This window comes from Cognatilysobacter bugurensis (genome assembly GCF_014652095.1).
Lineage (GTDB): Bacteria > Pseudomonadota > Gammaproteobacteria > Xanthomonadales > Xanthomonadaceae > Cognatilysobacter > Cognatilysobacter bugurensis.
Genome location: NZ_BMYD01000002.1, coordinates 84,893 through 111,000 on the forward strand (window position 1 = coordinate 84,893; position 26,108 = coordinate 111,000).

General features: G+C 64.3%; 25 protein-coding genes and 1 pseudogene. 17 read left to right on the plus strand and 9 right to left on the minus strand.

Features of this window, described 5'->3' with window-relative positions:
- Position 1 precedes the first annotated feature (1 nt).
- From IE075_RS15835 to IE075_RS07540, 4 genes are read left to right on the plus strand one after another with little or no spacing between them, the layout of a single operon-like run.
- On the plus strand, positions 2-721 hold the full coding sequence (locus tag IE075_RS15835) for an N-acetyltransferase (RefSeq protein ID WP_189455017.1): 720 nt from the start codon (positions 2-4) through the stop codon (positions 719-721).
- A complete protein-coding gene (locus IE075_RS07530; protein ID WP_189455019.1) occupies positions 718-1,137 on the plus strand; it encodes a sugar 3,4-ketoisomerase in 420 nt (139 codons plus the stop codon). Before IE075_RS15835 ends, IE075_RS07530 begins: the two co-directional genes overlap by 4 nt.
- On the plus strand, positions 1,134-2,261 hold the full coding sequence (locus IE075_RS07535; protein WP_189455020.1) for a DegT/DnrJ/EryC1/StrS family aminotransferase: 1,128 nt from the start codon (positions 1,134-1,136) through the stop codon (positions 2,259-2,261). The genes IE075_RS07530 and IE075_RS07535 overlap by 4 nt, the downstream gene beginning before the upstream one ends.
- A 9-nt stretch (positions 2,262-2,270) precedes the next feature.
- The gene (locus IE075_RS07540) at positions 2,271-3,254 is read left to right on the plus strand and encodes a glycosyltransferase family 2 protein (protein WP_189455022.1); all 984 of its coding nucleotides are present in this window, start codon (positions 2,271-2,273) and stop codon (positions 3,252-3,254) included.
- Positions 3,255-3,338: 84 nt separating this feature from the next.
- On the opposite strand, the gene IE075_RS07545 is transcribed toward IE075_RS07540, so the two are convergent.
- The 4 genes from IE075_RS07545 to IE075_RS07560 form a co-directional block, all read right to left on the minus strand.
- Positions 3,339-3,530, minus strand: coding sequence for a hypothetical protein (locus tag IE075_RS07545; RefSeq protein ID WP_189455023.1), 192 nt, complete (start codon positions 3,528-3,530; stop codon positions 3,339-3,341).
- Between the two features lie 196 nt (positions 3,531-3,726).
- On the minus strand, positions 3,727-4,812 hold the full coding sequence (locus tag IE075_RS07550; protein ID WP_189455025.1) for a S41 family peptidase: 1,086 nt from the start codon (positions 4,810-4,812) through the stop codon (positions 3,727-3,729).
- A gap of 75 nt (positions 4,813-4,887) precedes the next feature.
- Positions 4,888-6,549 (minus strand): M56 family metallopeptidase, encoded by a 1,662-nt coding sequence (locus IE075_RS07555; protein WP_189455028.1) that lies wholly within the window; start codon positions 6,547-6,549, stop codon positions 4,888-4,890.
- The gene (locus tag IE075_RS07560) at positions 6,549-6,935 is read right to left on the minus strand and encodes a BlaI/MecI/CopY family transcriptional regulator (protein WP_189455030.1); all 387 of its coding nucleotides are present in this window, start codon (positions 6,933-6,935) and stop codon (positions 6,549-6,551) included. Before IE075_RS07560 ends, IE075_RS07555 begins: the two co-directional genes overlap by 1 nt.
- A gap of 440 nt (positions 6,936-7,375) precedes the next feature.
- Here IE075_RS07560 and aceE point away from each other — a divergent pair, with 440 nt between their 5' ends.
- The 4 genes from aceE (at position 7,376) to IE075_RS07580 (ending at position 14,407) form a co-directional block, all read left to right on the plus strand.
- Complete coding sequence (gene aceE / locus IE075_RS07565; protein ID WP_189455032.1) at positions 7,376-10,084, plus strand: pyruvate dehydrogenase (acetyl-transferring), homodimeric type; 2,709 nt, start codon at positions 7,376-7,378, stop codon at positions 10,082-10,084.
- A gap of 62 nt (positions 10,085-10,146) precedes the next feature.
- Entirely contained in the window at positions 10,147-10,602 is a 456-nt protein-coding gene (locus IE075_RS07570) for a P-loop NTPase fold protein (RefSeq protein ID WP_189455034.1), read from the plus strand.
- 102 nt (positions 10,603-10,704) lie between these two features.
- The gene (locus tag IE075_RS07575) at positions 10,705-11,550 is read left to right on the plus strand and encodes a P-loop NTPase fold protein (protein WP_189455036.1); all 846 of its coding nucleotides are present in this window, start codon (positions 10,705-10,707) and stop codon (positions 11,548-11,550) included.
- The gene (locus IE075_RS07580; RefSeq protein WP_229792395.1) at positions 11,543-14,407 is read left to right on the plus strand and encodes an NACHT domain-containing protein; all 2,865 of its coding nucleotides are present in this window, start codon (positions 11,543-11,545) and stop codon (positions 14,405-14,407) included. Before IE075_RS07575 ends, IE075_RS07580 begins: the two co-directional genes overlap by 8 nt.
- A gap of 57 nt (positions 14,408-14,464) precedes the next feature.
- Here IE075_RS07580 and IE075_RS07585 read toward each other — a convergent pair.
- Together IE075_RS07585 and IE075_RS07590 are read right to left on the minus strand one after the other, a co-directional pair.
- Positions 14,465-15,046 (minus strand): annotated as a pseudogene (locus tag IE075_RS07585) (transposase); the annotation flags it as partial.
- 322 nt (positions 15,047-15,368) lie between these two features.
- Positions 15,369-16,142, minus strand: a complete 774-nt coding sequence (locus tag IE075_RS07590; RefSeq protein ID WP_229792397.1) for a transposase — start codon at positions 16,140-16,142, stop codon at positions 15,369-15,371.
- A 226-nt stretch (positions 16,143-16,368) separates the two neighbouring features.
- Here IE075_RS07590 and IE075_RS07595 point away from each other — a divergent pair, with 226 nt between their 5' ends.
- Positions 16,369-17,100, plus strand: a complete 732-nt coding sequence (locus tag IE075_RS07595; RefSeq protein WP_189455040.1) for a hypothetical protein — start codon at positions 16,369-16,371, stop codon at positions 17,098-17,100.
- Positions 17,101-17,324: 224 nt separating this feature from the next.
- On the opposite strand, the gene IE075_RS07600 is transcribed toward IE075_RS07595, so the two are convergent.
- Both IE075_RS07600 and IE075_RS07605 read right to left on the minus strand, forming a co-directional pair.
- On the minus strand, positions 17,325-17,573 hold the full coding sequence (locus IE075_RS07600; RefSeq protein WP_189455041.1) for a hypothetical protein: 249 nt from the start codon (positions 17,571-17,573) through the stop codon (positions 17,325-17,327).
- 58 nt (positions 17,574-17,631) lie between these two features.
- Entirely contained in the window at positions 17,632-18,033 is a 402-nt protein-coding gene (locus IE075_RS07605) for a hypothetical protein (RefSeq protein ID WP_189455044.1), read from the minus strand.
- 192 nt (positions 18,034-18,225) lie between these two features.
- On the opposite strand from IE075_RS07605, the gene IE075_RS07610 reads away from it, so the two are divergent.
- Positions 18,226-18,453, plus strand: coding sequence for a PIN domain-containing protein (locus IE075_RS07610; RefSeq protein ID WP_189455046.1), 228 nt, complete (start codon positions 18,226-18,228; stop codon positions 18,451-18,453).
- Positions 18,454-18,522: 69 nt separating this feature from the next.
- Here the strand turns inward: IE075_RS07610 and IE075_RS07615 are convergent, their stop codons facing one another.
- Positions 18,523-19,302 carry a hypothetical protein gene (locus IE075_RS07615; protein ID WP_189455047.1) on the minus strand — a complete coding sequence of 260 codons (780 nt, stop codon included), beginning with the start codon at positions 19,300-19,302 and terminating at the stop codon, positions 18,523-18,525.
- Positions 19,303-19,647: 345 nt separating this feature from the next.
- On the opposite strand from IE075_RS07615, the gene IE075_RS07620 reads away from it, so the two are divergent.
- The 7 genes from IE075_RS07620 to IE075_RS07650 all read left to right on the plus strand — a co-directional run bounded on the left by IE075_RS07620 (position 19,648) and on the right by IE075_RS07650 (position 25,722).
- Positions 19,648-20,157: a ferritin-like domain-containing protein gene (locus tag IE075_RS07620; protein WP_189455049.1), complete on the plus strand. Its 510-nt coding sequence runs from the start codon at positions 19,648-19,650 to the stop codon at positions 20,155-20,157.
- Between the two features lie 326 nt (positions 20,158-20,483).
- Positions 20,484-20,669: a CsbD family protein gene (locus IE075_RS07625; protein ID WP_189455051.1), complete on the plus strand. Its 186-nt coding sequence runs from the start codon at positions 20,484-20,486 to the stop codon at positions 20,667-20,669.
- A 434-nt stretch (positions 20,670-21,103) separates the two neighbouring features.
- Positions 21,104-22,225 (plus strand): hypothetical protein, encoded by a 1,122-nt coding sequence (locus IE075_RS07630; RefSeq protein WP_229792398.1) that lies wholly within the window; start codon positions 21,104-21,106, stop codon positions 22,223-22,225.
- Between the two features lie 318 nt (positions 22,226-22,543).
- The gene (locus tag IE075_RS07635; protein ID WP_189455055.1) at positions 22,544-23,059 is read left to right on the plus strand and encodes a hypothetical protein; all 516 of its coding nucleotides are present in this window, start codon (positions 22,544-22,546) and stop codon (positions 23,057-23,059) included.
- A gap of 259 nt (positions 23,060-23,318) precedes the next feature.
- A complete protein-coding gene (locus IE075_RS07640; RefSeq protein WP_189455057.1) occupies positions 23,319-24,104 on the plus strand; it encodes a PhzF family phenazine biosynthesis protein in 786 nt (261 codons plus the stop codon).
- The gene (locus tag IE075_RS07645) at positions 24,101-24,493 is read left to right on the plus strand and encodes a GFA family protein (RefSeq protein ID WP_189455059.1); all 393 of its coding nucleotides are present in this window, start codon (positions 24,101-24,103) and stop codon (positions 24,491-24,493) included. The genes IE075_RS07640 and IE075_RS07645 overlap by 4 nt, the downstream gene beginning before the upstream one ends.
- A gap of 116 nt (positions 24,494-24,609) precedes the next feature.
- A complete protein-coding gene (locus IE075_RS07650; protein ID WP_189455061.1) occupies positions 24,610-25,722 on the plus strand; it encodes a metallophosphoesterase in 1,113 nt (370 codons plus the stop codon).
- Positions 25,723-26,108 lie beyond the last annotated feature (386 nt).

Here is a 26,108-nt window from a genome sequence, read left to right on the forward strand (position 1 = left end):
CATGACGACGGTCCATGCGCTTGCGCTGTGCGAAGCCGATGCGGTCGGCGAGGGCAGTCGCATCGATGCGTTCGCGGTCGTCCGCGCGGGCGCGCGGCTGGGGCGCGGCGTGATCGTCCACCCGCACGCGGTGATCGAGGCCGGCGCGGTGCTCGGTGACGGCGTGGAAGTGTTTCCCGGCGCCTACGTCGGCAAGCCCGCCCGCGGCAGCGCGGCACTCGCGCGTGAGGTCGGCGGCGGCGGCGAAACGCGCATCGGCAACGGCTGCGTGATCGGCCCGCACGCGGTGATCTATCACGACGTCGCGCTCGGCGCCGACTGCCTGGTCGGCGATGCGGCGTCGATTCGCGAAGGCTGCCGCATTGGTCGCAAGGTCGTCGTCGGACGCCACGTCACGCTCAACTACAACGTCGAGCTCGGCGATGGGGTCAAGCTCATGGACCACGCGTGGCTGTGCGGCAACCAGAAGGTCGGCGAGGGGGCGTTCGTCTCCGGCCTGGTTGGCACTGCGAACGACAACGCGATGGGCCGCGACGGCTACATCGACGAAGACATTCGCGGCCCCGAGATCGGCGCACACGCACGCATCGGCCTCGGTGCGCTGCTGCTGCCGCGCGTGCGCATCGGCGAAGGCGCGACCGTCGCGGCCGGCGCGGTCGTGACAAAGGACGTGCCCGATGGGGCGGCCGTGCGCGGGTTGCCCGCAAGGCCCGTCGAATGAGCACGTCCTCGCGCTGGCGACTCGTGGACCTGCCGAAGATCTCCGACCCGCGCGGCAATCTCACGTTCGTCGAAGGCGGGCGCCATGTCCCGTTCGATATCGCGCGCGTGTACTACCTCTACGATGTCCCTGGCGGTGCAGAACGCGGCGGCCACGCGCACAAGGCGCTGCGTCAACTCATTATCGCGATGGCCGGCAGCTTCGACGTCGCGCTCGATGACGGCACCCGCAAGGAGCGCGTGCATCTGAACCGCTCGTACTACGGGCTGCTGGTCGACACGATGGTGTGGCGCGAGCTCGACAACTTCTCTTCCGGCTCCGTCTGCATGGTGCTTGCCTCGACCGTGTACGAAGAGTCGGACTACTACCGCGATTACGAAGAATTCGTCGCGGCGCTTGGGCGGCCTTCCGAATGACCACACCCGTACCGTTCCTCGACCTCGCAGCCGCGCGCACCGAGCTCGCCAGAGATCTCGACGCCGCCGCGCTGCGCGTGCTCGCTTCGGGGCATTACATTCTCGGGCCGGAAACCAACGCGTTCGAGGCCGAGTTCGCGGCTTATTGCCGCGTAAAGCATGCGATCGGCGTCGGCAACGGCCTGGACGCACTGATGCTGATTCTCCGTGCACTGGGCATCGGCGCGGGCCACGAGGTCATCGTGCCCGCGAACACGTTCATTGCGACCTGGCTCGCGGTCAGTCTGGTCGGTGCGCGCCCGGTGCCGGTGGAGCCCCGCGCCGACACTGCGAACCTCGACCCGGCGCGGGTGGAAGCGGCCATCAGCGCGAACACGCGCGCGATCATGCCGGTGCATCTGTACGGCCAGTGCGCAGACATGTCGGCGCTGGGCGAGATCGCCGCACGCCATGGCCTGCCTCTGGTCGAAGACGCGGCGCAGGCGCAGGGCGCGACGTGGGCCGGGGCGCGCGCGGGCGGCCTCGGCATCGCTGCGGGCTTCAGCTTCTACCCCGGCAAGAACCTCGGCGCGTTTGGCGATGCGGGTGCCGTCACGACGAACGACGACGCGCTTGCCGAAGCGATCCGCAAGCTGCGCAACTACGGCTCCTCGCGCAAATATGTGCACGAGCTTGCAGGCGTGAACTCGCGGCTCGACGAGATGCAGTCGGCGCTGCTGCGCGTGAAGCTGGCCCGGCTCGATGACTGGAACGCACGCCGCCGCGCGCATGCCGCGTTCTACACGCAGGCGTTCGCCGAGAGCGGCTTGACGCTGCCGAGCGTGGCGGACGGCGCGGAGCCGGTGTGGCACCTGTACGTCGTGCAGGTCGATCACCGCGACGCGCTGCAGGCGTTCCTGCGCGAGCGAGGCGTGGACACGCTCGTTCATTACCCGATACCGCCGTATGGGCAGGGCGCGTACGAGGCCGACGGATACGACGAGCAAGCGTTCCCGATCAGCAACCGCCTGCACGCGCAGGTGCTGAGCCTGCCGATGGGTCCGCACCTCACGGACGCCCAGGCGCAGGCAGTCGTCGATGCGGTGTTCGCCGCGCGCGACGCCGGCCTCATCGGCCGGGCCTGAGCACCTGGCATGAGCGCCGTCGCTGCCTCGCCGCGCGTCACGATCGCGCTGATCGCGTACAAGGCGGCCGAGACGATCCGCGAGGCACTCGACGGCGCCCTCGCGCAGACCGTGCCCTGCGAAATCCTGATTTCTGACGACGCCTCGCCCGACGACACCTACGCGATCGCGCAGGCGCATGTGGCGGGCTACGCGGGTCCGCATTCGGTTACCGTGCGCCGCAACGAGGTCAATCAAGGCGTCACCGGCCACGTCAACACGCTGCTCGCGATGGCCAGCGGTGAGATCGTCGTGCTTATGGCAGGCGACGACATCAGCAAGCCGACGCGGGTGGCGACGCTGCTCGACGCGTTCGATGCTGACCCGGGCTGCTTTGTCATGGGCAGCGCGGTCGATGAGATGGGCCCGCAGGGCGAGCCGCTGCGCGCCGGCGTGCAGGGCATGCCCGAGGTGTTCGACCTGCATTACTTCGTGCGCGTCGGCCGGCTGGCCACGCTGCTCGGCGCCGCCATGGCGTTCCGGCGCGAGGTGTTCACCGTGTTCGGCCCGCTGCGCGGCCGCGCCGAGGACAACGTGCTGACCCTGCGCGGTGTGCTGCTGGGCCACGGGCGCCGCCTGCCGCAGGCGCTGGTCCATTACCGCCAGCTGCCCGACAGCCTCGGCAACTGGCTGTTCGCCCGGGGCGAGAAAGGCCCGGATGCGATGCGTCGTCGCTACGAGCGCACGATCCTGATGTACCGCGCGATCGCCGACGATCTCGACCTTGCACTTGCATGCCTGCCCGACCTCGCGCCCGACCGGGTCCACGAAGCACGGCTGATCGCCGAGATGTACCGCATCGAGGCCGATGCGCGCGAGGCGATTCTCGACCGCCCGCGGCTTGAGTGGATCGGCCCGATCCGGCGCGGCCTGCGCCACCCGGGCATGCGTCGAAAGAGTCTGGAGCGCGCGATCAAGCTGCTGCTGCCGCGCCGCGCGTTCGGCTTGCGCTGAGCGGACAGCGGCGCTCGCAACATCAACGGCCGCGCCGGGTAGCCGTGCGCGGCCGAGGTGGTCTCGCAATGGACCCGCCATGGATCAGACAAAGCGGAAGCGGGGCGCGGTCCAGCTGTTCGAGTGGCGCGGGGTCTTGGCGTAGCCACGGCTGGACCCGTAACCGATGCCGTAGTCGCGTTCGCGGCGGGACGGGCGGGAAAGCTCCGACATCGCGTTGGTGCGGTTCTGCGGGCGCGGCAGGGTGTTCGTGAAGAGCGAGGTCAGTGCGTTCATGGCGGGTGTTCGGGCCGATGTGGTCTGGTGTGTTGGTAAAGTACAACACCAAAGCGACTTCGCTATGGGCCGGAAGTCACCCCACCGCTGGACTAGCCCGCCCACGCCCCTCACCGCGGCCGGCCCGGCCATGCCGGCGCCCGGCGACGCACGCGCACTGGCATGCACCGACGGACGCGGTTTAGTCGGCCTGCGTTCACTGCCTTCCCGAATAGACCGGCGCGTCCTCCTTCCCGGCCTCCACCTTGGCCAACACCTGCTGCAGCTCGGCCTTCGCCTCGTCGCTCGACGAGGCCTTGATGAGATCGCGCAGGATTGCGAGGTGCGCGGTCCTGCGTGCATCGGCGGCCGGCACCGCGATGTCGGGCTTGACGCCGACGTGCTCCCAGTTCGTCTTCGTCACCGGGTTGATCGCGCGGCCATCCGGGATGAATGCCGCGAAGTCCGAGCCCAGCGCGTACATGTCGCCCGGGTTCGATCCGCCGCCCGTGCTCTCGCCGACGATCACGCCGCGCTTCTGCGTCTGGAAGTCGTACGCACACTCCTCGCCGCCGGAGAACGTGCGCGCCGAGGTCAGCACGTAGACCGGCTTCGTGTAGCGCGGGCCGACCGCGGGGTTGGTCCAGTACTGCCGCGTGCTGTTGCTGGCCCGGCTGTAGAGGTCGTTGAGGTGGCGCTCGTCGCCCTTCGCGAAGAAGTGGCTCATGAGGTAGGCGACCGAGTTCGGCTGGCCGCCGCCGTTGCGCCGCAGATCCAGGATCAGCGCGTCGGTGCCGGACAGCAGCGTGATCGCCGCCGAGAACGCGTCGCCGACCAGCTCGGCCGGGCCGAAGCCGCGCAGCTCCATGTAGCCCACGTTGCCCGGCAGCCGCGCGATGCTGTCGATGCCGTAGCCGTGGCTCGCGATCTCCGCCCGCATGTCCTCGACCTGCTCGGCCGTCGGTATCTGCCCCGCCGGTTGCGGCTCGAAGCCGGGTGCGTACACGACGTTGAAATGCCCGTCCTTGCCGAGCGTGCGCAGGTCCTTTGCGAGCGCGTTGGAGAGCGCTCCGACGTCGGTCGCGGCGGCATACGCGCCCGCCGCTTCCCGGGCGCGCAGCGCGGTTGCGAGCGTCTTCGCCGCATCGGGGAACACGTACTTCGCCTGCAGCTGCTCGGCCAGCCGGGCGACGACCGCCTGGCGCTCCGCCGCGGTGACCGGCTTCGGCGCAGGGCCCTGCTGGGCGCCCGCAAGCGGCGCGAGTGAGAGCAGGACGGCGAGGGCGAGGATGCGGTGGTTCATTGAAGCTCCCTTTCATAGAGGCGGCACGGCCGCGAGGCTTACTACTAATCGGTTAGTACTTGCGGGCAAAAAAACTCAGCGGCCACGGAACTCGATGGTGTCCACCGACCATTTCTGCCGATCGAGCTCCGCAACGACATGGACGTCCCTGCGACCCTTCGGCCCGGTGAGCGCGAACGTCGCGTCCACCTCCGCGCCCGGCGCGTTGCCGCCGCTGACTTCGATGCGGCCGTGCACGTCGTTCGATGCCAGTGCGATCGGGATGCCGAGCTTCGCGATCACGCCCGGATCGTTTGCGACCACGCGCAGCAGCGACTGGAACAGCGCGGTGTCGGTGACTTCCGGCGGCGCGGGCGGGGCCGGCGGCGCAGGCGGTGCATCGGGTGCAGGCGGGGCAGGCACTGCGGCTGGCACCGGCGATCCACTCGCTGCGAACGCTGCAGGCGGAGCCGGGGGCGCGGGCGGCGCCGGCGGTGCCGGCGGTGCCGGCGGGATCGGCGGCGCCGGCGGCACGCTCAGGCGTGCGATTTCCGAGAGCCAGCTGCGCACATCGGAGTCGATCGGCCGCGACTGGCCGTCTTCCTGATAGACCTCGACCAAGCGCCCCTGCGCATCGACTGCGCCGCGGTAGTAGCGCTGCTTGTCCAAGCCGTTCGCGGTGATCTCGCGGACATCGCCGGGGCGCATCACGCCGTCCGTGGTGGTCGAGATGTGGATGTTCGGGCGCGGGTTGCCGCTGATGCCGACTTGCGACACCAGCAGTGCGGCCGATCCGAGCAGGACTACAAGCCCGGCGCGTGCGCCCCAACGGCCGCGCGCGGGCGGTCCGGATATCAGACGGGAAATGCGTTGCATGAGTGAGCCTCCGTGGGCTGCAAGAACAAGGCGAGGAACCGCCGGTGGCGGGGAGGACTGCCGCTGGCGCTCGAGTTGCACGAGCGCCTCGGCCAGCGCGATGGCGTCCCCGCACGCCGCCACCGCGAGATCGTCACAGGCGTGCTCGCGTTCCTGCCGGATGCGCCGACCGAGCCACCACGCCGCGGGATGGAAGAACAGCAGCGACTCGACCACGCACTGCAGCCCGTTCCACAGCCAATCCATGCGCGCGACGTGCGCCAACTCATGCGCGAGCAGCGCTTCCATCTGTTCGCGCGGCAGTTGCGTGACCAGCGACAGCGGCAGCCAGATCACCGGACGCAGCAGGCGCGCGGTGAACGGGCCGAGCACATCACTCGACAGCCGCACGGCGACCTCGCGCGTGATGCCCATCGCCGCGCGCAGCATCTCCACGCGCCGGTTCCACTCCGCGGGCAGCGCCTCATAAGGATGCCGGTCCAGCGCGCTCACGAGCCGCCAGCCGCCGAAGTGCCGCAGCAGCATCACGCCCACACCGGTGAGCCACATCAATGCCAGCGCGATCGCGACCGGGCTCGACTGCTGCACGAACACCCCGGCCGCCGCCTCGACGCGCGGCGCGGTGATCGCCTGCAGCAGGCCGGCATTCACCTCCAGCGGTGCGATCTGCCAAAAGCGCACAAACGTCAACGCCGGTACGACGACCATCGCAAGCAGGAAGCCCATGCCCATCGCATGCCGCGCGGCCGCGCTCGAGCGCGACATCGACGCAAGCGTCAGCCATGCGAGCACGCCGAGCAGCGCGTCCTGCCACAGCGCGTGCAGCAGCGCCGACGCGACGGCCGGTGCGAAGCCGAACTGCAGGGCGGCCAGTGCGTCCATCAGCGCTTGCGCTTCGCCTTCGCCTGGGCGATGAGCTTCGACATCGCATCCAGCTCTTCGGCGCTTGCGATGTCGTCATCGATCGCACGCTGCACCAGCGTCAGCGCCGAGCCCGAGAACGCGCGCCGCATCAGGTCCTTGAGCAGCGACGCCTGCACCACCGGCTCGGCATGCACCGGCAAATAGGTGTGGCTGCGCTCGGATTCATCGCGAACGAGCAGGCCCTTCTCGGCCATGATCGTCAGCATCTTGAGCACCGTCGTGTACGCGGTGTCCTTGTCGCGCGAGAGCACCTCGTGCACTTCGCGCACGGTCATCGGCGCCTTGCGCGACCACAGCACGCGCAGGATCGCGAGTTCGCCTTCAGTGGGGTGGGGAGCCGTCATGCAAGCGCCTTTCGTGGTCTACGCGTCCATTAGTACTAACGTTATAGTAGATGGTCAAGCGTGCCGTTGGTCATGGCCGGATTGCAGCTCCGGCACGCCGCCGCTACCGGCGGAACAAGGCGCATGCACAACCACCTGCGAGCACGCCCCAGGCGTCCGCATCGGCCGGCCGAACGTAACGCGAACTCGATGTCACCCACGCTCCAGCAACAAGTGATCCCGAGCATCAGGACCAGCGCGACCCGCGCCTTGCATCACCGCGGCGCCTTCTACGAACGCCCACTCGCCACACCGCGCACATCCGCACGCGTACGGCCTAAACCGCATGCCACCGCATTCGTTTGCAGCCGCTCAAGCGCGGCCGGAATGCCTGAACCCCGCTGCTAGAATCAAGCTCATTCCCGTCATTCACGAGGCGCGGCCACGGGGTCGCGAAATGCATGAGCCAGGACCCGCTGCACAACGGCCCGTTCGCCGACCTGCTGAATAACGATCCCGACCCCACCGAGACCCGCGAATGGGTCGAGTCGGTGCAGGCCGTGATCCAGCGCGACGGCCCGCAGCGCGCGCATCAGTTGCTCGAAGGCATGGTCGAGGTCACGCGCCGCGCCGGCGCGCACCTGCCGTTCAACCCGACCACCGAATACATCAACACCATTCCCGCGCACCTCGAGGCCAAGAGCCCGGGCGACGCCGCGATGGAATGGCGCATCCGCTCGATCCTGCGCTGGAACGCGCTCGCGATGGTCGTGCGCGCAAACCGTAAGCCCGGCGAGCTCGGCGGCCACATCGCGAGCTTTGCATCAAGCGCCACGCTCTACGACGTCGGCTTCAACCACTTCTGGCGCGCACCGTCTGAGGAGCACCCCGGCGACCTGCTCTACATCCAGGGCCACAGCTCGCCCGGCATCTACGCGCGCAGCTTCCTCGAAGGCCGCATCACCGAAGACCAGCTCGACCACTTCCGCATGGAAGTCGACGGCCGCGGCATCAGCTCGTATCCGCACCCCTGGCTCATGCCCGAGTACTGGCAGACCGCGACGGTGTCGATGGGCCTCGGCCCGATCAGCGCGATCTACCAGGCACGCTTCTGGAAGTACCTCGAAGGCCGCGGCCTGATGCCGAAGACCGACCGCAAGGTCTGGTGCTTCCTCGGCGACGGCGAGACGGACGAGCCGGAGTCCCTGGGCGCGATCTCCGTCGCCGGCCGCGAAGGCCTCGACAACCTCGTCTTTGTCGTCAACTGCAACCTGCAGCGCCTCGACGGCCCGGTGCGCGGCAACGGCAAGATCATCCAGGAGCTCGAAGGCCAGTTCCGCGGCGCGGGCTGGAACGTCGTCAAGCTCGTCTGGGGCAGCTACTGGGATCCGCTGCTCGCGCGCGACACCACCGGCAAGCTGCGCCAGCTGATGATGGAAACGCTCGACGGCGAGTACCAGAACTGCAAGGCGTTCGGCGGCAAGTACACGCGCGAGAACTTCTTCGGCAAGTACCCCGAGACCGCCGCGCTCGTCGCCAACATGTCCGACGAGGACGTCTGGCGCCTCAACCGCGGCGGCCACGACCCGCACAAGGTCTACGCGGCTTACGACCTCGCGTCCAAGACCAAGGGCAAGCCGAGCGTCATCCTCGCCAAGACGGTGAAGGGCTACGGCATGGGCGCGGCGGGCGAGGCGCTCAACCCCACGCACAACACCAAGAAGCTCGACGACGACGCCGTGCGCCTGTTCCGCGACCGCTTCAACATCCCGGTCAGCGACAAGGAACTCGAAAACGGCGCGGTGCCGTTCTACCACCCGGGCAAGGACTCGCCGGAAGTCGAATACATGCTCGAGCGCCGCCGCGCGCTTGGCGGCTTCCTGCCGCAGCGCCGGCCCAAGTCCACGCAGACGTTCGAAGCGCCGAAGCTCGAAGTGTTCGACCGCTTGCTCAAGACCACGGGCGAGCGCGAGATCTCCACGACGATGGCGTTCGTGCAGGCGCTCAACATCATCCTGCGCGACAAGCAGGTCGGCCCGCGCTGCGTGCCGATCGTCGCGGATGAAGCGCGCACGTTCGGCATGGAGGGCATGTTCCGCCAGCTCGGCATCTACGCCCCGCGCGGCCAGCAGTACAAGCCGGTCGACCGCGACCAGCTCATGTACTACCGCGAGGACGCGGCCGGCCAGGTGCTCGAAGAGGGCATCACCGAGGCCGGTGCGTTCTCCTCGTGGCTCGCTGCCGCCACGAGCTACAGCGTCAGCGACCTGCCGATGCTGCCGTTCTACATCTACTACTCGATGTTCGGCTTCCAGCGCATCGGCGATAGCGCGTGGCAGGCCGCTGACATGCGCGCGCGCGGCTTCCTGCTCGGCGCCACCGCCGGCCGCACCACGCTCAACGGCGAAGGCCTGCAGCACGAGGACGGCCACAGCCTCGTGTTCTCGAGCGTGATCCCGAACTGCCGCAGCTACGACCCGACGTTCGCGTACGAAGTCGCCGTGGTCTTGCAGTACGGCATGCAGCGCATGATGGCCGAGCAGCGCGACGAGTACTTCTACCTCACCCTGATGAACGAGAACTACGCCCACCCGGACATGCCCGAGGGCGCGGCCGAGGGCATCATCAGGGGCATGTACCTGCTCAAGGACGCCGGCAAGCCCAAGAAGGGCGAGCTGCGCGTGCAGCTGCTCGGCAGCGGCACCATCCTGCGCGAGGCGATCGCCGCGGCGGAACTGCTCGACAAGGACTTCGGCGTCACCGCCGACATCTGGTCCTGCCCCAGCTTCACCGAGCTCGCCCGCGACGGCGCCGACGTCGAGCGCCACAACCGCCTGCACCCCGAGGGCGAGCCGCGCAAGGCCTACGTCACCGGCCTGCTCGAAGGCCGCCAGGGCCCGGCCATCGCCGCGACCGACTACATCCGCATGTACGCCAACCAGATCCGCGAGTACGTGCCGATGCGCTACAGCGTGCTGGGCACGGATGGCTTCGGGCGATCGGATACGCGTGCGAACCTACGCCGGCACTTCGAGGTGGATCGCTTCCACATCGCGCATGCGGCGATTGCGGCGCTCGCGGCGGAGGGGAAGATGACGGGGAAGGATGTGGCTCGGGCGATCAAGCAGTACAGGCTTGACCAGCACAAACCGAATCCGCTCACAGTCTGAACTATACAAGGCGGCCACGGCCGCCTTTTTTATATCGCCGCTACAAGACGAGTAACGCAGCCGTGCATTACGACCATCCAACTCTATCGGACAGCCTCGCCCGGACGCGTCTCGTCAAGGAGAAGGCGGAGCGGATAATGGCTTGTGAGCCTCCACAGGTGTTCGGTGTTCACGGAGACTGGGGCGCCGGAAAAACCAGCTTTCTACGACAGCTGCGGTATCACCTCGACGGCTCTACCGAGGGTTGTCGCGATGCCGCTGGATCGGGCTTGCAAGGCAACGCTTACAAGAATCAGGTTGTCACGATCTGGTTTGAAGCTTGGCGATATCAGCATGAGCCAGCTCCCGCCATCGCACTTCTGCAAGAGATGCGGCGACAATTTTCCACATGGGCAACTGCTAAAGAGAAGGCTAAGAAGCTGGCGGAGGTAAGTGTCAGGTCGGTCCTGAATTCGATCGAAGATACGGCAAAGCTTTTAAAGTTCGAGGCGCTCCCGTTAAGTGCAAAAGGAATTTAGGAGGTTGGTGAGCAGTGGGAGCGAGATCGACTAGAAACTCGGCTCGGCACTGACACTATTCAGCAGTTTCTAGAGGACGCTGTTGGAATAATCGTTAAGCAGTTGACGAAGAAAGATGGGCGCGTCGTAGTATTTATTGATGATCTAGACAGATGCGATTCTTTGGCTGCCTTTCGGCTACTCGAAGGCCTAAAGGTCTACCTAAGTTTAAAAAACTGCGTGTTTGTCTTGGGGATGAATCAGCGACTCGTCGTTGATGCTATCGCGCACCATATGCCGCAGGAGTTCGTAGGGGATTCCGGAGCTCGAGAAGCTATAGCACGGCTGCGCGCAGAGGCGTACCTTGAGAAGCTGTGCTTAGACGTCGAGCGACTGACGCCTCCGCCTGATCCGCGACACTTGTTCGTTCAGTGGCTGCCTAGCCAATATGTCGTCGCGTATTTGTCAGCGCTTCAGAACAACGACGGCACGGCCGTTCGCTGTCTTCCGCCGAATCCCAGGCGCATCAAAGCCCTCGCTAACCTAGTTTCACGCTGGCTGCCGAAGGTTGAGCGCATCTCAAGCCTTTCATCCGAAGATCGGCTCCGGGGGTTGTTAATAATTGCGTACGTCTACCAGTTTCACTCTGAGCTTTTTCAAAGGTGGCAGTACAATCCAGAGTTCTTCACATATATGTCGAGCTGGGCCGCCCGGTCGTGGAGCGATCGGGATCTAAACGCCCATGGTTGGCCTGAATATTTTACAAGCCTGAATCTGCCCGAGGTGATCGAGCGGGATGCTGATGAGTCTGCGCCCGTGCCAAGATTTAGGACGGTCAGTAACTATCCAGACCCCTACTCGTCCACAACGTTTTGGGTCGCTCCTCTCATCAGCCGAGCTTCGATGAATGAGCAGGAGATGGAGTTGATAATGGATGCGGTTATTGGTGCGGCGGAACATGATGAATAAAATCCCGAGTCAGAATCCTGTCCTGAAAGACTACCTGGCTGACGTAGCGGCCTGGCATGGGTACGTGCGCTTCCTCGGGCTGCCTACTTATCAGAATAGTCCCGACGTTCCTATAGAAGAGCTTTATGTCCCTCACGCAATCGCTTCAGAAAACTTCCCCCCGGAATCGGCTCCCGCGACTTGGAAGACTATAGATCCAACGCTAAAGCTAGCGGAAGAAAAGCGTCTACTGATCCTCGGTGACCCCGGCAGCGGTAAAAGCACGCTTGTCAATTGGTTTGCGTGGTATCTGGCATCAGGATTCTCAAAGCGCTTGCCAGAGCCAATCTCTGATTTGCTTCCTTTGCCCTTGATTGTCAGAGACTTAAGCTTGGCGAGAATCGAAGGGTTTGAGGCGCTTATCGATGCGTTTCTCTCTCGACCGGTCGCGCGGGCACTGGCAGACAAGCGCGAAGTACTTTTCTCATATCTAAAAGCCGGACAGGTCCTGTTGCTCGTTGACGGACTTGATGAGGTAGCGCCTGCCGTTGGGAGCTCTGTACTGGCAGCAATATCAGAAGGGCTTCAGAACTACGACTGCTTCGCTCTTTGTACGTCCAGAATCGTAGGATATGAGGAAATAAGAGCGGCTTTATCTTCGCCACGCACGAGGCGGGCCCAGTTCGAGCAGGCTGTATCGAGCAAGACTGCAGTTGCTACGGAAGCCAAGCGTCAGGTGATAGACGCAGGGGACGGGGCGGCACTGCCAGTTTATTATGTAGCGCCATTTGATGACTCCCAAATCTCGCGGTTCGCGCTCAACTGGTATAGAGATCAGGGGGGAAACGACAGAGAGGCGCGCTCAGTGCGAGACGAGTTCATCTCGGCCATCCGATCGGACCCGAGCACTCTGAGGCTTGCGAGAACGCCGAATCTTCTAACGATGATGGCACTGATCTATCGGGTCCGGGCCAGACTTCCTAGCGGACGAGCGTTGCTTTACGAAGACATTTCACAGGCGTATCTGGAGTCAATCGACACGGCACGCCGGCTGAAGGATGAGTTCTCGTGGCAGAGTAAAAAGCAATGGCTCGCACGCGTCGCATTTGAAATGCAAATTCGGCGGGTCGAGAGCTCGGGCTCGGCTGACCGAGCCTCCACCGATCTGCTGGTTGGACGAGATGAGGTGATTTCGTGGATCAATGCTGCCATATCGGAGTCAGGTGAAGAAGTAAGCGATGGATACGCGCAGAAGTATCTTGACTGGATTACGAAGCGAAGTGGCCTCCTGCTCCCGAGGGGAGAGGGGCTGTTTGCCTTCCTGCACCTCTCATTTCAGGAGTATTTTGCTGCTCTGTACATTAGGCAGCAGTTGATGGTGCCTGGATGGACCAGCGGTGAAGCTGAAGAGACAGAGTTTGATAATCGTGTTTCCGTGGGTGGCTTGTCTGAATGGCCCGGCTCCCCCGCGTGGCATCAGTGTCTAGTCTTCCTGTTTGAGCTGATGGCTGGCGAAAAGTCATGGCCCAAAGCGCTAGTAAAGCTTTGCTTTCCTTCGGGGTGGGCGACTCTTAGTGAAGAGTTGTCAGACAGCGAGGTCACGCGAGTTGTTACCCGTGCGCGACTGTTTCTAGACGTTTTGGCAAACCCGCACGGCGGCTTTCAGGAAAAAGCGCGCGACAGCGTAATAGGTGCTTGCGCCTCTATAGTTCTTGCAGAGCAAGCTTGGCTTGCTCGAAATATCGACCGGTTGAGGTGGCGGGGGGCGCGTACACTCTTGTCAAGAGTGCTCGCTTCATCAGTGTTACAGCCCTACGGTTTCCAGTGGCTGCAAGATAATGCTGATGAGGTTAGATCGTTAGCTCTTGAAGGCTTGAGTGCTGAGAGCCAAGTGAGAATGCTTGAATTCTTGCGAGAATTGCCACAGCTAGAATGTCTTTCGCTAAACGGGCTCAACCTCGGCTCGCTGAGCTTTCTGCGCCCTCTAACTAAGATTTCGACTCTCTCACTGAATGGGGCCAAGTTTGTCGATCACGATATTATCGGCGAACTCACCGCTTTAAAGAATGTCTACTTAGATGATGCGAATATTCGCGACGCAGGTTTTTTGAGCCGGCTTACGGAGATGCATCATCTCACGCTAAACTCAAACCCGATTAGTGATATCGGACCTCTTGCATCGCTTCGAAAGCTCGCCGCTCTCGAACTGGATGGGACTGAAATTAGAAGCTTGCATGGAGTTGATAAGCTCAGGCGGCTTGAGCTACTTTCAGTTGCGGGCACTGAAGTAAATGATCTAGGGCCGCTGCAGGGCTTGAAAAAGGTTGCGTTTCTTACGATAGGTCATACGCGAGTAACTAGCCTCAAGCCGCTTGCAGGTATTGAGTCGCTTGTGTGGCTGGATATCTCGAAGCTGCGCTTGAAGAGCTTGGCGGCGGTTGGAGAGTGCCAGCATTTGCGCTATCTCTGGGCCTCTTCAATCCCGCCTCTAAGTTTGACGCCTCTTCGAAAGCTGAGGGCATTGACACATCTGTGGCTAGATGATTCCGCAGTGCAGGACATCTCACCTATTTCGTCGTGCCGGCTTCTGGAGGTGTTGTCACTGAGGGATACGAATGTCACCTCGCTCGAGCCGTTGCGAGAACTCGGGGAGCTGAAGAGTCTCGAGCTTGACGGTCTGCAAGTGACCGATCTGGAACCGCTGTCGAAAATGTCGAAACTCGAGCGGTTGTCAATTAAGAGAACTTCAGTTGTTGATGTTTCGCCACTTGTGGGGTTGCCGAAGCTGACGCGCGTCGCGGTCAGTGGGTCGACTATTCATTCGCTGGATTTGATTAAGGGCGTTAATCTTGTTCAGCACATTCACTCCGCTGCTTAGGCCTGGCCCAGTATCGGGGTCAGGTTCACTTACCCGAAGTCCGCTCCGAAAAAGGGGTCAGGTTGATTTGATCGGCTGCGGTGAAGGCGGTCGCTGGGCCGGTCGACCTTTGGGCCTGACGTTGACGGCCCGGCCGGTCAGTGCCTTGATCTGACGCCTGAACCGGTCGGTTCCCCACGGTTTCTGCTGCTGCGTGTGCACGGCCAGATCATGCGCGTGCTCGATGTCGATGCCGCCCGCCACGAGCGCGGCATACGCGGCTTGTCGCTCGCGCTCCGTGGTCGCCAGGCGTCGATAGGCCTCGTGCGGTGTTATCCGAACGTCGTGCACGCCGGCTGCGTTGCTGGGATAGCTGCTCCAGCAATGCTCGTCCGGCCGCACCACCATCGCCGCCCGCACCGGGTTGAGTTCGATATAGCGGTAGCAGGCGAGCACGTACTCGTCGCTGCCTACCAGTGCGGACTTGAAGCGGCCTTCCCACAGTGTGCGGGTGCGCCAGTAGCGCGCGTTGAAGCCGGCCACGTAGCGCCGCCCGGTCGCCTGCATCATCCGCGACACGCCATCGGGCTCGGCCGGCGTGACCAGCAGGTGCACGTGGTTGGTCATCAGCACGTAGGCATGGACTGAGCACGCGTGCTTGAGCGCCGCCTCGCCGAGTTGCTACCGGTATCGAAGGCAGTCGTCGTTGCGAGCGAAGCACGGCTGGCGATCGACGCCGCGTTACACGACGTGCTGCGGGACGCCGGGAAGGACGAGTCGCGAGAGCCGCGCCATGGTGCGTATCCGGATAGGGATGCCCGCCATAGGACTTGCGTCGAGCTAACTCACCGTCAGGCAATGCCGCGCGGTGCGTCGGAAACGAACCTGACCCCTTAGATGCGGCGGCAATCAGAGGCTGTAATAAAACTAGGCGGCGAGCCGCCGTAAGGCGAGCCCAAGAGCCCTGAAAAAGGGGTCAGGTTCATTTTTTTGGATGGGCTGAGTGTGGCGGCTTGGCCGGTCGGCCTCTTGGCCTGACCTCGACCTCACGGCCGGTGAGTGCTTCGATCTGGCGCCGAAACCGCTCCGACCCCCATGGTTTCTGCTGCTGCGTGTGCACGGCGAGATCGTGCGCCTGCTCCATGGCGATGCCGCCTGCCACGAGCGCGGCATAGGTAGCGAGCCGCTCGCGATCGACGGCTCCCAAGCGTCGATAGGCCTCATGCGGCGTCACGCGCGCATCGTGCACACCGGCCGCATTGCAGGCGTAGCTGCTCCAGCGGTAATCGCCTGGCTCCAGCGTCATCGCCGCTCGCACCGGATTGAGTTCGATGTAGCGATAGCAGGCGAGCACATACTCCTCGCTGTCGACCAGTGCGGACCTGAATCGGCCCTCCCACAGCGTTCCAGTGCGGCGGTAGCGCGTGTTGAAGCCGGCCACGTAGCGCCGCCCGATCGCCTGCATCATTCGCGACACGCCGCCGGGTTCGGCGGGCGTGACCAGAAGGTGCACGTGATTCGTCATCAGCACGTAGGCATGGACCGAGCAGGCGTGCTTGAGCGCAGCCTCGCCGAGTTCCTGTCGGTATCGAAAATAGTCGTCATCGCGAGCGAAGCACGCTTGGCGATCGACGCCGCGTTGCACGACGTGCTGAGGCACGCCGGGAAGGTCGAGTCGTGGGAGCCTCGCCATGGTGCGTATCCGGATGGGGGTGCCCACGATGGCCCTGCGTTGCGGTACTTCGCCGTCAGGCAACCCCGCGCAGAGTCTCAGAAATGAACCTGACCCCTTTGGACGCCTGACGCCTTTGGACGACCCCTTTGGACCAGCCGACGCAAGCGCGAGCATCGCATGTTGCAAACGTGAAACGCGCATTTACGCTTGAAATTCACTTTGGAAGTTTTTTCGAAGCTATACATTTTGATGCGCACTCGGCAGTGCATTTCATGCGTGGCGTCGGCTTGCCGGTAGCCATTCCGCGGTGACCCGCCTGCCGATGCGCTTCCAGCGCACGCTGCCTGGAGGCCGCCATGACCTGGAAGCCAATGGAATGAAAAGAATGATTTTCGCGGCCGTTCTGGCCCTTGCATCCTTGAGCGCCCATGCAGCGCATCCGGTGACTCCGTCTACGACGTTCGTGGAGTTCCAGCCTGCGCGCATCGGCACCGAGTCCAAGTGGAAGGCCGTGACATTCAAAAACAACACAAACGCGCCCATCGATTTGTACGGCGTAAGCTGGGACGGGCCCTACGACGTCGACTACAACTGCGATGGCGCCGAGCCCTACGTCATGCAGGTCAACGGGACGTGCACGCTTTATTTGCAGTTCGAAGCACGCACCACCGAGCCGCTGGGATTGAACACCGGCATCGTCGGCTTCCGGCTGTCCACCGGCACGATCATCATCGACGCGGCCGGCTTCATCTATACGGGCAAAGCTAAAGCCGGCGTCGATAACCTGCTCTCCTCGCTGACCAGCCTGGGCCTGCCGACCGCCACGATCGACCGGCTCAGGCCGCCGCTCAAGACCGCTCGCTACTATCTGTCCGACAGCTACACGAGCAATGACCAGAAAGCCTGCCCGCCGCTGCGGACCTTCATCTACCGCACCGAGCAGGAAGCCATTGCCGGTCGCATGACCGACTGGGAGGCGGTCGCGCTCGAAATGCAGGCGCGGGCCGTGCTGTATGGCTTGCGCTGCAGTTGCTCGTAGCAGCAGCTAGCTGGGTAACGGGGCCAAGTTCACTAGAGCGCCGTCGCTGACCAAGATAACGGCAGATAACGGGGTCAGTTTCACTTGCCGCCGCTTCTCGCCAAGCGCCGCTGAAAATCAGGTGTCAGAGAGCATCTTCGGGTTTCCCCGGCCCTCAGCAGCACCCCAAACAAAAGGCCCCGCACTCGCGGGGCCTTCTGCATTACAGGGTCAAGCCTCGGGCACTACGCCTCGTCAGGCACCGCGTGCGCCTTGCGCCGGCCCGTCCCTTCGAAGCGTCGGCTCAGGTCGCGGCGCAGGCCGTCCACGCCTTCGGTCTGGCCGGTGGTCTTGAACTGCCGATAGCCCTGCAGCGCGATCGCCATCGCGTCGCTGCCGAGTGCTATGTCGGTATCGCTGACCTTCTCCATCAGCTGCGCTAGGCGCGCCTGGCGTTGCGCATGCGCGTCGTGCGTGGCGAGGTCGCGCGCCATTTCCGAAAACAGGGGTCAGAGTGGTCTTTCGCTTGGCACCGGCCTACGAGTCGGCGCTTCAGTTGCACGCCCGCGCCACGCGCTCGTTCCACGCGCGCACCGTGTCGTACGAGCGGCTCAGGCCTGAAGCTCTTTCCCACCGTTCGCGCTCGGCCCGCGTCAGCTCGCACTGGCTCCTTGAGGACGGCGTCACCGTGGGAGTGGGAATGTTCGCGGCGGTCGATGCCTGCGGCGCGTTGCGCGTCGCCCATTGCGCCTCGCGCTGCCGCTTCTCCTGCCACGTGAGTTCACGGTCGGGCACGAAGGCCTTCGCGTCGGCGACCTTCGCCGTGACCGGGCAGGGCGTCGTCTGGAAACTGACGGGCTTTCCCTTTTCGACGCACTTGTAGATCACCTGTGCCTGAGCCGGTGCGATCAGCAGAAATGCCGCAATGCCCAGCGTGCGAACGGTCGTATCCATCGGTCCCCCGTGATGCCATTTCGCAGCCGTCATGGCACGCAGCGTGGCAGGCCGCATTGTGCCGGCGTGACCGCGGTGTTCCGTGTCGTCCGATAGGCGGTCGAGAACATCTCTCGGCTGTCGTGGCGGCGCAGTGCGGCCTACCGCTCCGCTTCGCGGCCGCACTCGTGCGACGAAATCGGAAGAGCGCTCGTGTCCAAGCCGTACTACCTGATCGACTTCGAGAACGTGCAGCCCAAGGCCCTTGATCGGCTCAAGCCGGGCGAGGCGCGCATCAAGGTCTTTCTCGGACAGCAGCAGACCAAGCTGATGCTTGATCTGGTGCAGACGCTGCAGCCGTTCGGGGCCGATGCGGAGTACGTGTCCAAAACCGGGGTCAGAGTAGTCTTCCTCTCGATGTGCGGAGACACGCCACTCTGACCCCTGATGTTTGTGATGTTTGGCTTCAAGCTGCCCCGTCTTCTTGGGCGGCGCTAGATGCTTGTCTGCTTATTTGCAGACGAAGGTCGCGGTCATTTTGCACTGGTCTCCAGTGCAGTCGTATTTTGGGCTTCCCTCAGGCTTTAGACCTTGCAGCCGCAGCCCATTGGTTTCGCACACTTCCTTCGCCCGAACTTGCGCCTGTTCTGTAACCTGACTGATCGGTTGGGCGCGCGAATAGGGAAAAATCATTTGCAGGGAGCCGCCGTCAAAGGATTCGCTGATATTCGGTCCTGATGAGCTGACAACCGCCTTGCCGGATAGCAGTTCAAGGATTTGTGCATCTGCTGCAATGGAGTTCATCGAACAACCCAATGCCATTTCCATTGCACGGTCGACCTTTCGCTCGTCCGACGACTCCGCGCGGATACGTGCCGCCCCGCTGAGCGCGGCCGTAGCGACCAGCTCCTTACGCTTGACGTCGATAGCATGCTTGAACATGTTGTCCATCTGCGTCTGAATGCCATTTGCTACACCAGAGACACCTGCCCACGCCTGAGCGGCATTCCCTTGGGTAAATTGCGCTATCACTCCTCCCGCGACAGCGCCAATCGTTCCGACTGAGAGCTTGGTGGCTCCCATGCGCGTAGCTTTATTGTCTTGGCGGTTCATTACCTGGCGACAATATTCGCTGGCCTGTGAGAAGGCCAGGCGGGCTTGAGCGCTTGTGCATCCTGCGTCTCCGTCCGCGCAAATGACGTCTGCTTTCGCGCTGGGCCACGGCCAGTTGGGTTCCTGCGTTGTCGCGCAGCCCGACAACAATAAGCAGCCACCGATGCTGATCCACATTACGCACTTCATATTCGCCTTCTCCTTTCCATGGGAACGAACAGGAAACAGCCGCTGAGCTAGCGTGCTGCAAGACCGGATGCGCTAGGTTCATGAGATTGCCGTATCACCGACTAGCACGTAAGCCAGCAGGGGCAAGACTTATTCTTGTCGTAATCTGCGCAAAAACCGAGGTCAGAGTGGTCTTTCCTCGATGTGTGGAAAACGCCACTCTGACCCCTGGTGTTCGGCTGCCGCGTTCAGGCGCTGACCCGAGCGCGGCGCACGGCCGGGTCATCAACCGATAACACGCGTGCGGCTAGGGTCCGGGCACGGTCCAATCCCTTCCCACAGCGAGGAATCACCATGGCACAGCCCGACGAACGCCTGATCAAATGGCTCCGCGATACGCATGCGATGGAAAAGGAAGCCGAGAGCATGCTCACCACGCTGGCATCGCGCATCGAGCACTACCCGCAGCTCAAGCAACGGGTCGAACAGCACGTCGAGGAAACCCGCAGCCAGGCCAGCCGCATCGAGGCGCGCCTGCACGCGCTGGGCAGCGATACCACGACGGTGAAGGATGCCAGCTCAAGCGTAATGGGCGCGGTGGCGGCCGGCAGCCACGCCTTATGGTCCGACGAGGTGCTCAAGAGCTTCGGCGCCAGCTATGCCTTCGAGCATCTGGAGATCGCCGCGTACCGCAACCTGATGTTCGCCGCCGAGGCGCTCGGCGACACCGCCACGGCGCAGCTCTGCCGCGAGATCCTGCCCGAGGAGGAAGCGATGGCCGGGTGGCTGCTGGAGCACCAGCAGGCACTGGTGCAGCAGTTCATCGCACTCGACCAGGCCGAGGGCGTGAGCGCCAAGCGCTGAAGCCGGAGCCCGCGAGAAAGGGTCAGGTTCGTTTGAACTGATGCACTAAGTGCGGCGACTTCGCACGGGTCAGAGTGCGCTTTTGACATGTGTCGCAGCCTTTAGCGCCAGCCAGATAAGAGGCCCCGCATTGCGGGGCCCTTTGCGTTCCCGCGTCGCCGAGGCAAAGGAGACGGAGGCAGTTAAATCGAGCTGACGGCCTCTGTTTCGTTATCAGGCCATATCAGTAGCTATATAATGTAATTATCACGTTGGGTGAATGTCGGATTTTGTATAGTTACCGTATTCCGCAATGACGCGGTGGCAAATAACAAGGAGCTGACATTATGAATAGCGATAAGCACAAGGTCGAGGGCACGAACCGAGAAATCAAGGGTTCTGCCAATGAGGTTGCCGGCAAGTTGACCGGAGACCGCTCGCAGGAAATGAAGGGCAAGCTGCAGGAAAATGCGGGTGAGATGCAGCGCAAGCTCGGTGAAAAGACCGACGATCGCGACCGCAATCGCAGCTAAGACGATGACTGTCTGACTTGGTTCCCGCAGACGCAGAGGAACCGGTGGACACGAGGCCGAAGCAGGCACCTCCAACGAGGGCTCTGCTTCGGCCTTCTTTGATTTGAGCCTCTGGCCAAGTGGGGCGGAGGCAGTCAAACGCTCTTGCCGATTCGGAAAGGGGTCAGGTTCGTTTGGTTTGACGCGCCGATTCTGGCTGCCTTGCGCGCTGCCCTCTCGGCCTGACTTCAAGCGCCCGGCCTGTCGGTACTTCGATCTGCAGCGGAACCGCTCTAAAAAGGGGGCAGGTTCGTTTACTTGGATACGCTGGCGCCGGCCGCTTGACCGGTCGCCCTCGCTAAAAAAGGGGGAAGAGTGGCCTTCCCCTTCGTGCCGCGAGGGAGTCGGCTCTGACCCCGGTTCTCCTTCGTCTCCGAGACGTTGTGAAGCGCAGGGTGCCGATTGCGCAGGATGCATGCGGTGGACCCGCGTCGCGTAGACTGCTGCCATCGGCGGCGCACGGTGCGCGCGCCGATGGCCGGTGGGGACCGGCGGCTGAATCCATCAGGGGAGAAACGATGAAAAACACTATTCAGCGTGCGGCGCTGTTTGCTGCGCTCATGTGCGCGTTCGGGCCATCCTTCGCGGAAACAATGCAGGCGCCGCTGCAGGAGGAGGGCCCGATCAGGACCTACCTGCTCGTGGACAGCACGATTAACGAACTGCAGGGCCAGGTCGGTGGACCCCCGGCCGCGTCGCAGGCGCTTCATCACGCCACCAGCTATCACGCCGTCGACAGCGCGATGCGCACCGTGCCTGGCATGTCGTACGGGCAGGCCTACGGCGCCGGCATGGCCGGCGGACTGATTGCCGGGGTCATCATCGAAGGCGCGATCCAGGCCGAGCGCAACCGGGCGATCGCACCGGTGCGCGCCGCACTGACAAAAGGCGTGTTGCAGCGCGCGATGCTGGCTGCGCTCAGCAAGCGCTTCGCCGACGAGGGTCGCACGGTCGACAAGCGCGTAATCGTTCCGAGCGTCGATCTTCGCGTGATCAAGCGTGCGGTCGGCAGCGAGAGTCCTGCGGAGGTGTTCGGTTTCGACGCGAAGGGCGGGCCGCTGGTCACGTTGCTCAGCGACAACCGTCGCATTGCGGTGCAGGCGGAACTCACGCAATACGCTCGCGAAAAAGGACGTTACGTCCGGCAGCGCCAGCTTCGCGCGACGCTGGTCTCGGCCGCGTCCCCGGCCGATGCCGATGCGCTTGCCTACTGGTCCGATCAGGGCGCGCGTCGCGTGCTGGAGACCGTCGATACGGCCGCCAATCTGATGGTCGGCGAATTGCTGGCAATGGATCCGGCCGGCCTGCCCGAGGTCGGGGAGGATACGAAGGTCGATCTAGAGCTCGAAGGCGAGCGGGTGAGCGCGTCGGGCGTGCTGCTTCGCGAGGATGCGGGGCACGTGTTCCTCGTCACGCCTGGCGGCTGGCTGCGCATCCTGCCTGGCCGCGCTGCACCCAGCGGCGAGCCCGGCGTTGCGGCTGTGCATGGCGTCGATACCGCTGCGGGAGCTCTGTAGTCGCACTAGAAACCGGGGGCAGAGTGGTTGCGTCCAAAGCGCGAGAAAGCCGACGCTGATCCACGTTCTGGCAGCCTACAATCACCCGCTCCCGGCTGCGCCTGAACGACGTTCGCGGTCCGGGCCGACCACTGACAGGATGTCCGGATGCGTCCCCCCTCGAACCCGCCGCCACGACTGCCGCCTAACCCCGAGCCGTACCACGGGCACGTAGACCAGCCGCGTGGTGCGCACAGCTGGGCAGCTTGGGCGGGGCTGACTCTGCTGGCCGCGGTTGTCGCGTCCTGCAGTGATCGGGTGGTCGACAGGATCTTCGCGATGACCGACGACCGTGCACCCGAGGTGGTGTTCGTGCCGGTGCCGTCCGGTGTCAGTGCCCCTTCGATTGAAAGCACGTCGCGGCGCGACGACGGCGCTGGGAACCTCGCCCCTCCCATCAACACAGCGGCCGCAGTCCGTGCTGCCCCGCCGCCCGACGATGTGGTTGCGCTTGCCTCGCTGCCGGCGGGTCCGGAAGGGGAGGCCGGCCTGGTCGCGGCGGTGCGCGCGGGGACGCTTCGTCCGGCCAACCCGTCGGATTTCGGGCAGTGGGTTGCGCGGCACACGGCGCAGGGAGGCACGGTGGACAGTGACGCGCTGCAGTCATCGCTGCGCGCTGCCTATGTGGTGCTCGGCGACTTCACGATTCCCGGCGGTCTGCACGGCGCGCATTCGGTTACGTTCATCGTGCCGGACGGTGTGCCGTATCCGTTAGGAAACCCGGGCCATTCCGTCGTGCTCGATGTCGCTTCGGGCGCATGCATGGGTTTTGTCTGCCCCAGCGCGGGACGCTGACGCGATCGCCTGAGCGAGCAGGGTCAGCAAGCAGGGGACGGAGTGCCGATAGCGGGTCAGGTTTCGCTTACCGCCGTTTCTCGCCCGAGAGCCATCAAATAAAAGGCCCTCCATCGCGGGGCCTTTTGCATTACAGGGTTGAGGCTCGGGCGCCACGCCCCGTCGAGCATCGGCTGCGCCCTGCGTAGGCCACAGCTATCGGCACACGCATCGATCCGCTAGCCTGCGCACCGTCGCGCCCCCGCAGTGGACCCGCCGCATGCGCATTCCGATCTTCCAGCTCGATGCGTTCGCGACGCGGCGCCTTACGGGCAATCCGGCGGCGATCATGCTGCTCGATCACTTTCTCGATGACGCGCTGATGCAGGCAGTGGCGGCGGAGAACAATTTGTCCGAGACGGCCTTCATCGTGCGGGAGGCGGGCGACTACCGGGTGCGGTGGTTCACGCCTGCCATCGAAGTGCCGCTGTGCGGTCACGCCACGCTCGCGAGTGCGGCGGTGGTGATGGAGCGGCTGGAGCCCGCACGCCGCAGTGTCACGTTCGCATCGGCGAGCGGCCCGTTGCGCGTCGAGCGCACTGCGTCTGGCTATCGCATGGACTTTCCGTCGCGCGTATCGGTCGAGGTCGCGCCCCCTGCGGGCTTGGTACGTGCGCTGGGTGTCGATCCTGTCGAGGTCCATGCCGACGCATCCAATTACCTGGTCGTGCTGCAGAGCGCGCGTTGTGTGCAGGCGCTGACGCCGGACATCCCGGCGCTCGTCGGGCTGGATCGCACGGGCGTGGTCGTCACTGCGCGGGGCGACGCCCCCTACGACTTCACCAGCCGCTACTTCGCGCCGGCGAAGGGCGTTCCCGAAGACCCCGTCACCGGCGGCGCGCACTGCGGGCTCGCACCGTTCTGGGCGCCACGGCTGGGCAAGATGGAGTTCCGTGCCTGGCAGGCGTCGCGTCGTGGCGGCGAGGTCGTCTGCCGCCTCGTGGGGGACCGCGTCGAGCTAGAAGGCGCGTGTGTGTTCTACATGGAAGGCACCGTCGAGCTATGACGCGATATGCAGGCTCGTGCCATTGCGGCGCCGTGCAGTTCAAGGTGGACGCGGTGATCACCGAGGTCACCACCTGCGACTGCTCGCTGTGCACGCAGCGCAATGCGGTGATGGCAAAGGTGCCCGAGGCGGCGTTGACCGTCGTGCAGGGTGCAGACCACCTCACGCTCTACCAGTGGAATACACGGCGCGCGATGCACTACTTCTGCGACCGCTGCGGGATCTACGTATTCCACCGAAAGCGCGCCGCGCCCGATCACTTCGGCGTCAACGTGTTCTGCCTGGCAGGGTTCGACCCGCAGTCCGTCCCCCTGCGCGCAACAGAAGGCCTCGGCATGTCGATCGAAGATCCGCTGGCACGACCGGAGTGGCCGGGGCCGAGGGTCTGATCTCGGCCGCTGTAATGGCTGGCGAAATTGCGAACGGAGGCAGTGGGATCGGCTGACCGCGTCCGACCGCCTGCTGCTCGCAATGGCAGCCGAGCGCGCCCCGTTATCCTTGGCGCATGTTCTCGATCATCCTCTACGTCGTCGGCTCGCTGATGCACTTCTACGTCGCGGACCGGGTCCGCCGCGCCGCGTTCCTGCGCGAACGGGTTCGGCCGGGGCCGTGGTGGTTGGGCGCCGTGCTGGTCTGGCTCGTCTACATCGCGGGCGTGCGGATTGGCGACGAGGCGCTCGATTGGCGCTGGTGGCCGGGCCAGTTCGCGATGACGTGGCTCGGGCTGCTGTTCGTGATGACCATGTGCCTGCTCGTGGCGGACGTGCTCACCGGCTTCGGCCTGTGGCTGCGACGCCACCGTCCGGCATTGATCGGCATTGCCGCGATGGCCGGCCTGGCCATCGGCGCGTTCGGCATTTGGCAGGCGGTGCGCGCGCCGCGCGTGATCGAGTATGAGGTGATGCTCGACGAGCTTCCCCGCGCGCTCGACGGAACCGTGCTGGCGATGGTCGCCGACCTGCACCTGGGCGCGCAGCGCGGGCCGGAATGGCTGGCCGCGCGCGTCGAGCAGATCAACGCGCTGTCACCCGATGCTGTGGTGATGGTCGGCGACCAGGTCGAGGGCGAGCCGGTGCGCAGCGAGTTGCTGCCGGCCGTGCTGCAGCGGCTGCAGGCGCCGCTGGGAGTCTGGGCCGTGACCGGCAACCATGAGTTCTACGGCGACGTGGCCGAAACGCTCGCGGAGTTCGAAGCCGGCGGCGTGGGCTGGCTGCGCGATGGGCACGCGACGATTGCGCCGGGCCTCGTGCTCACGGGCATCGACGACGTCGGCCGTGCGATGCGCCGAGGTGACGACCCGGCGCGTGCGGTCGAGCCCGTGCTCGCGACGCGTCCCGACGGGGCTTCGATCCTGCTCGCGCACATCCCGGCGCTGCCGGTGGTCGAGCAGGCATCGCGGCAGGGCGTGGACCTCATGCTGTCCGGCCACACGCACGACGGCCAGATCTGGCCATTCAACCATGCGGTGAAGACCCGCTTTCCGCTCGTGGTCGGTGAATACCGAGTCGGGGCAATGACGCTGATCGTCAGCCGCGGCGCCGGCAGTTGGGGGCCGCGCATGCGGCTGTGGAAAGCAGGCGAGATCGTGAAGCTGACCTTGCGCTCGCCACGCCCCTAGAAACTCGATATCGATGCCTTTCGCGACGAGAGCAGCGTAGGCGACGTGCCGCTCGCGATCGACGGCGCTTAGGCGTCGATAGACCTCATGCGGCGTGATCCGCACATCGTGCCTGCCGAGCGCGTTGCAGGCGTAGCTGCTCCAGCGGTACTCGTCCGGCTGCAGCACCATCGCCGCCCGCACCGGGTCGAGTTCGATGTAGCGGTAGCAGGCGAGCACAACCTCGTCGCTGTCGACCAGCGCGGGGTCGTGGGAGTCGCACCATGGTGCGCATCCGATTGGGATGCCCACCATGGCCTTGCGTCGAACCAACTCGCTGTCAGGCAACGCCGCGCAGTGCGTGGGAAATGAACCTGACCCCTTTGGGTGTGCCGACTCGACGCACC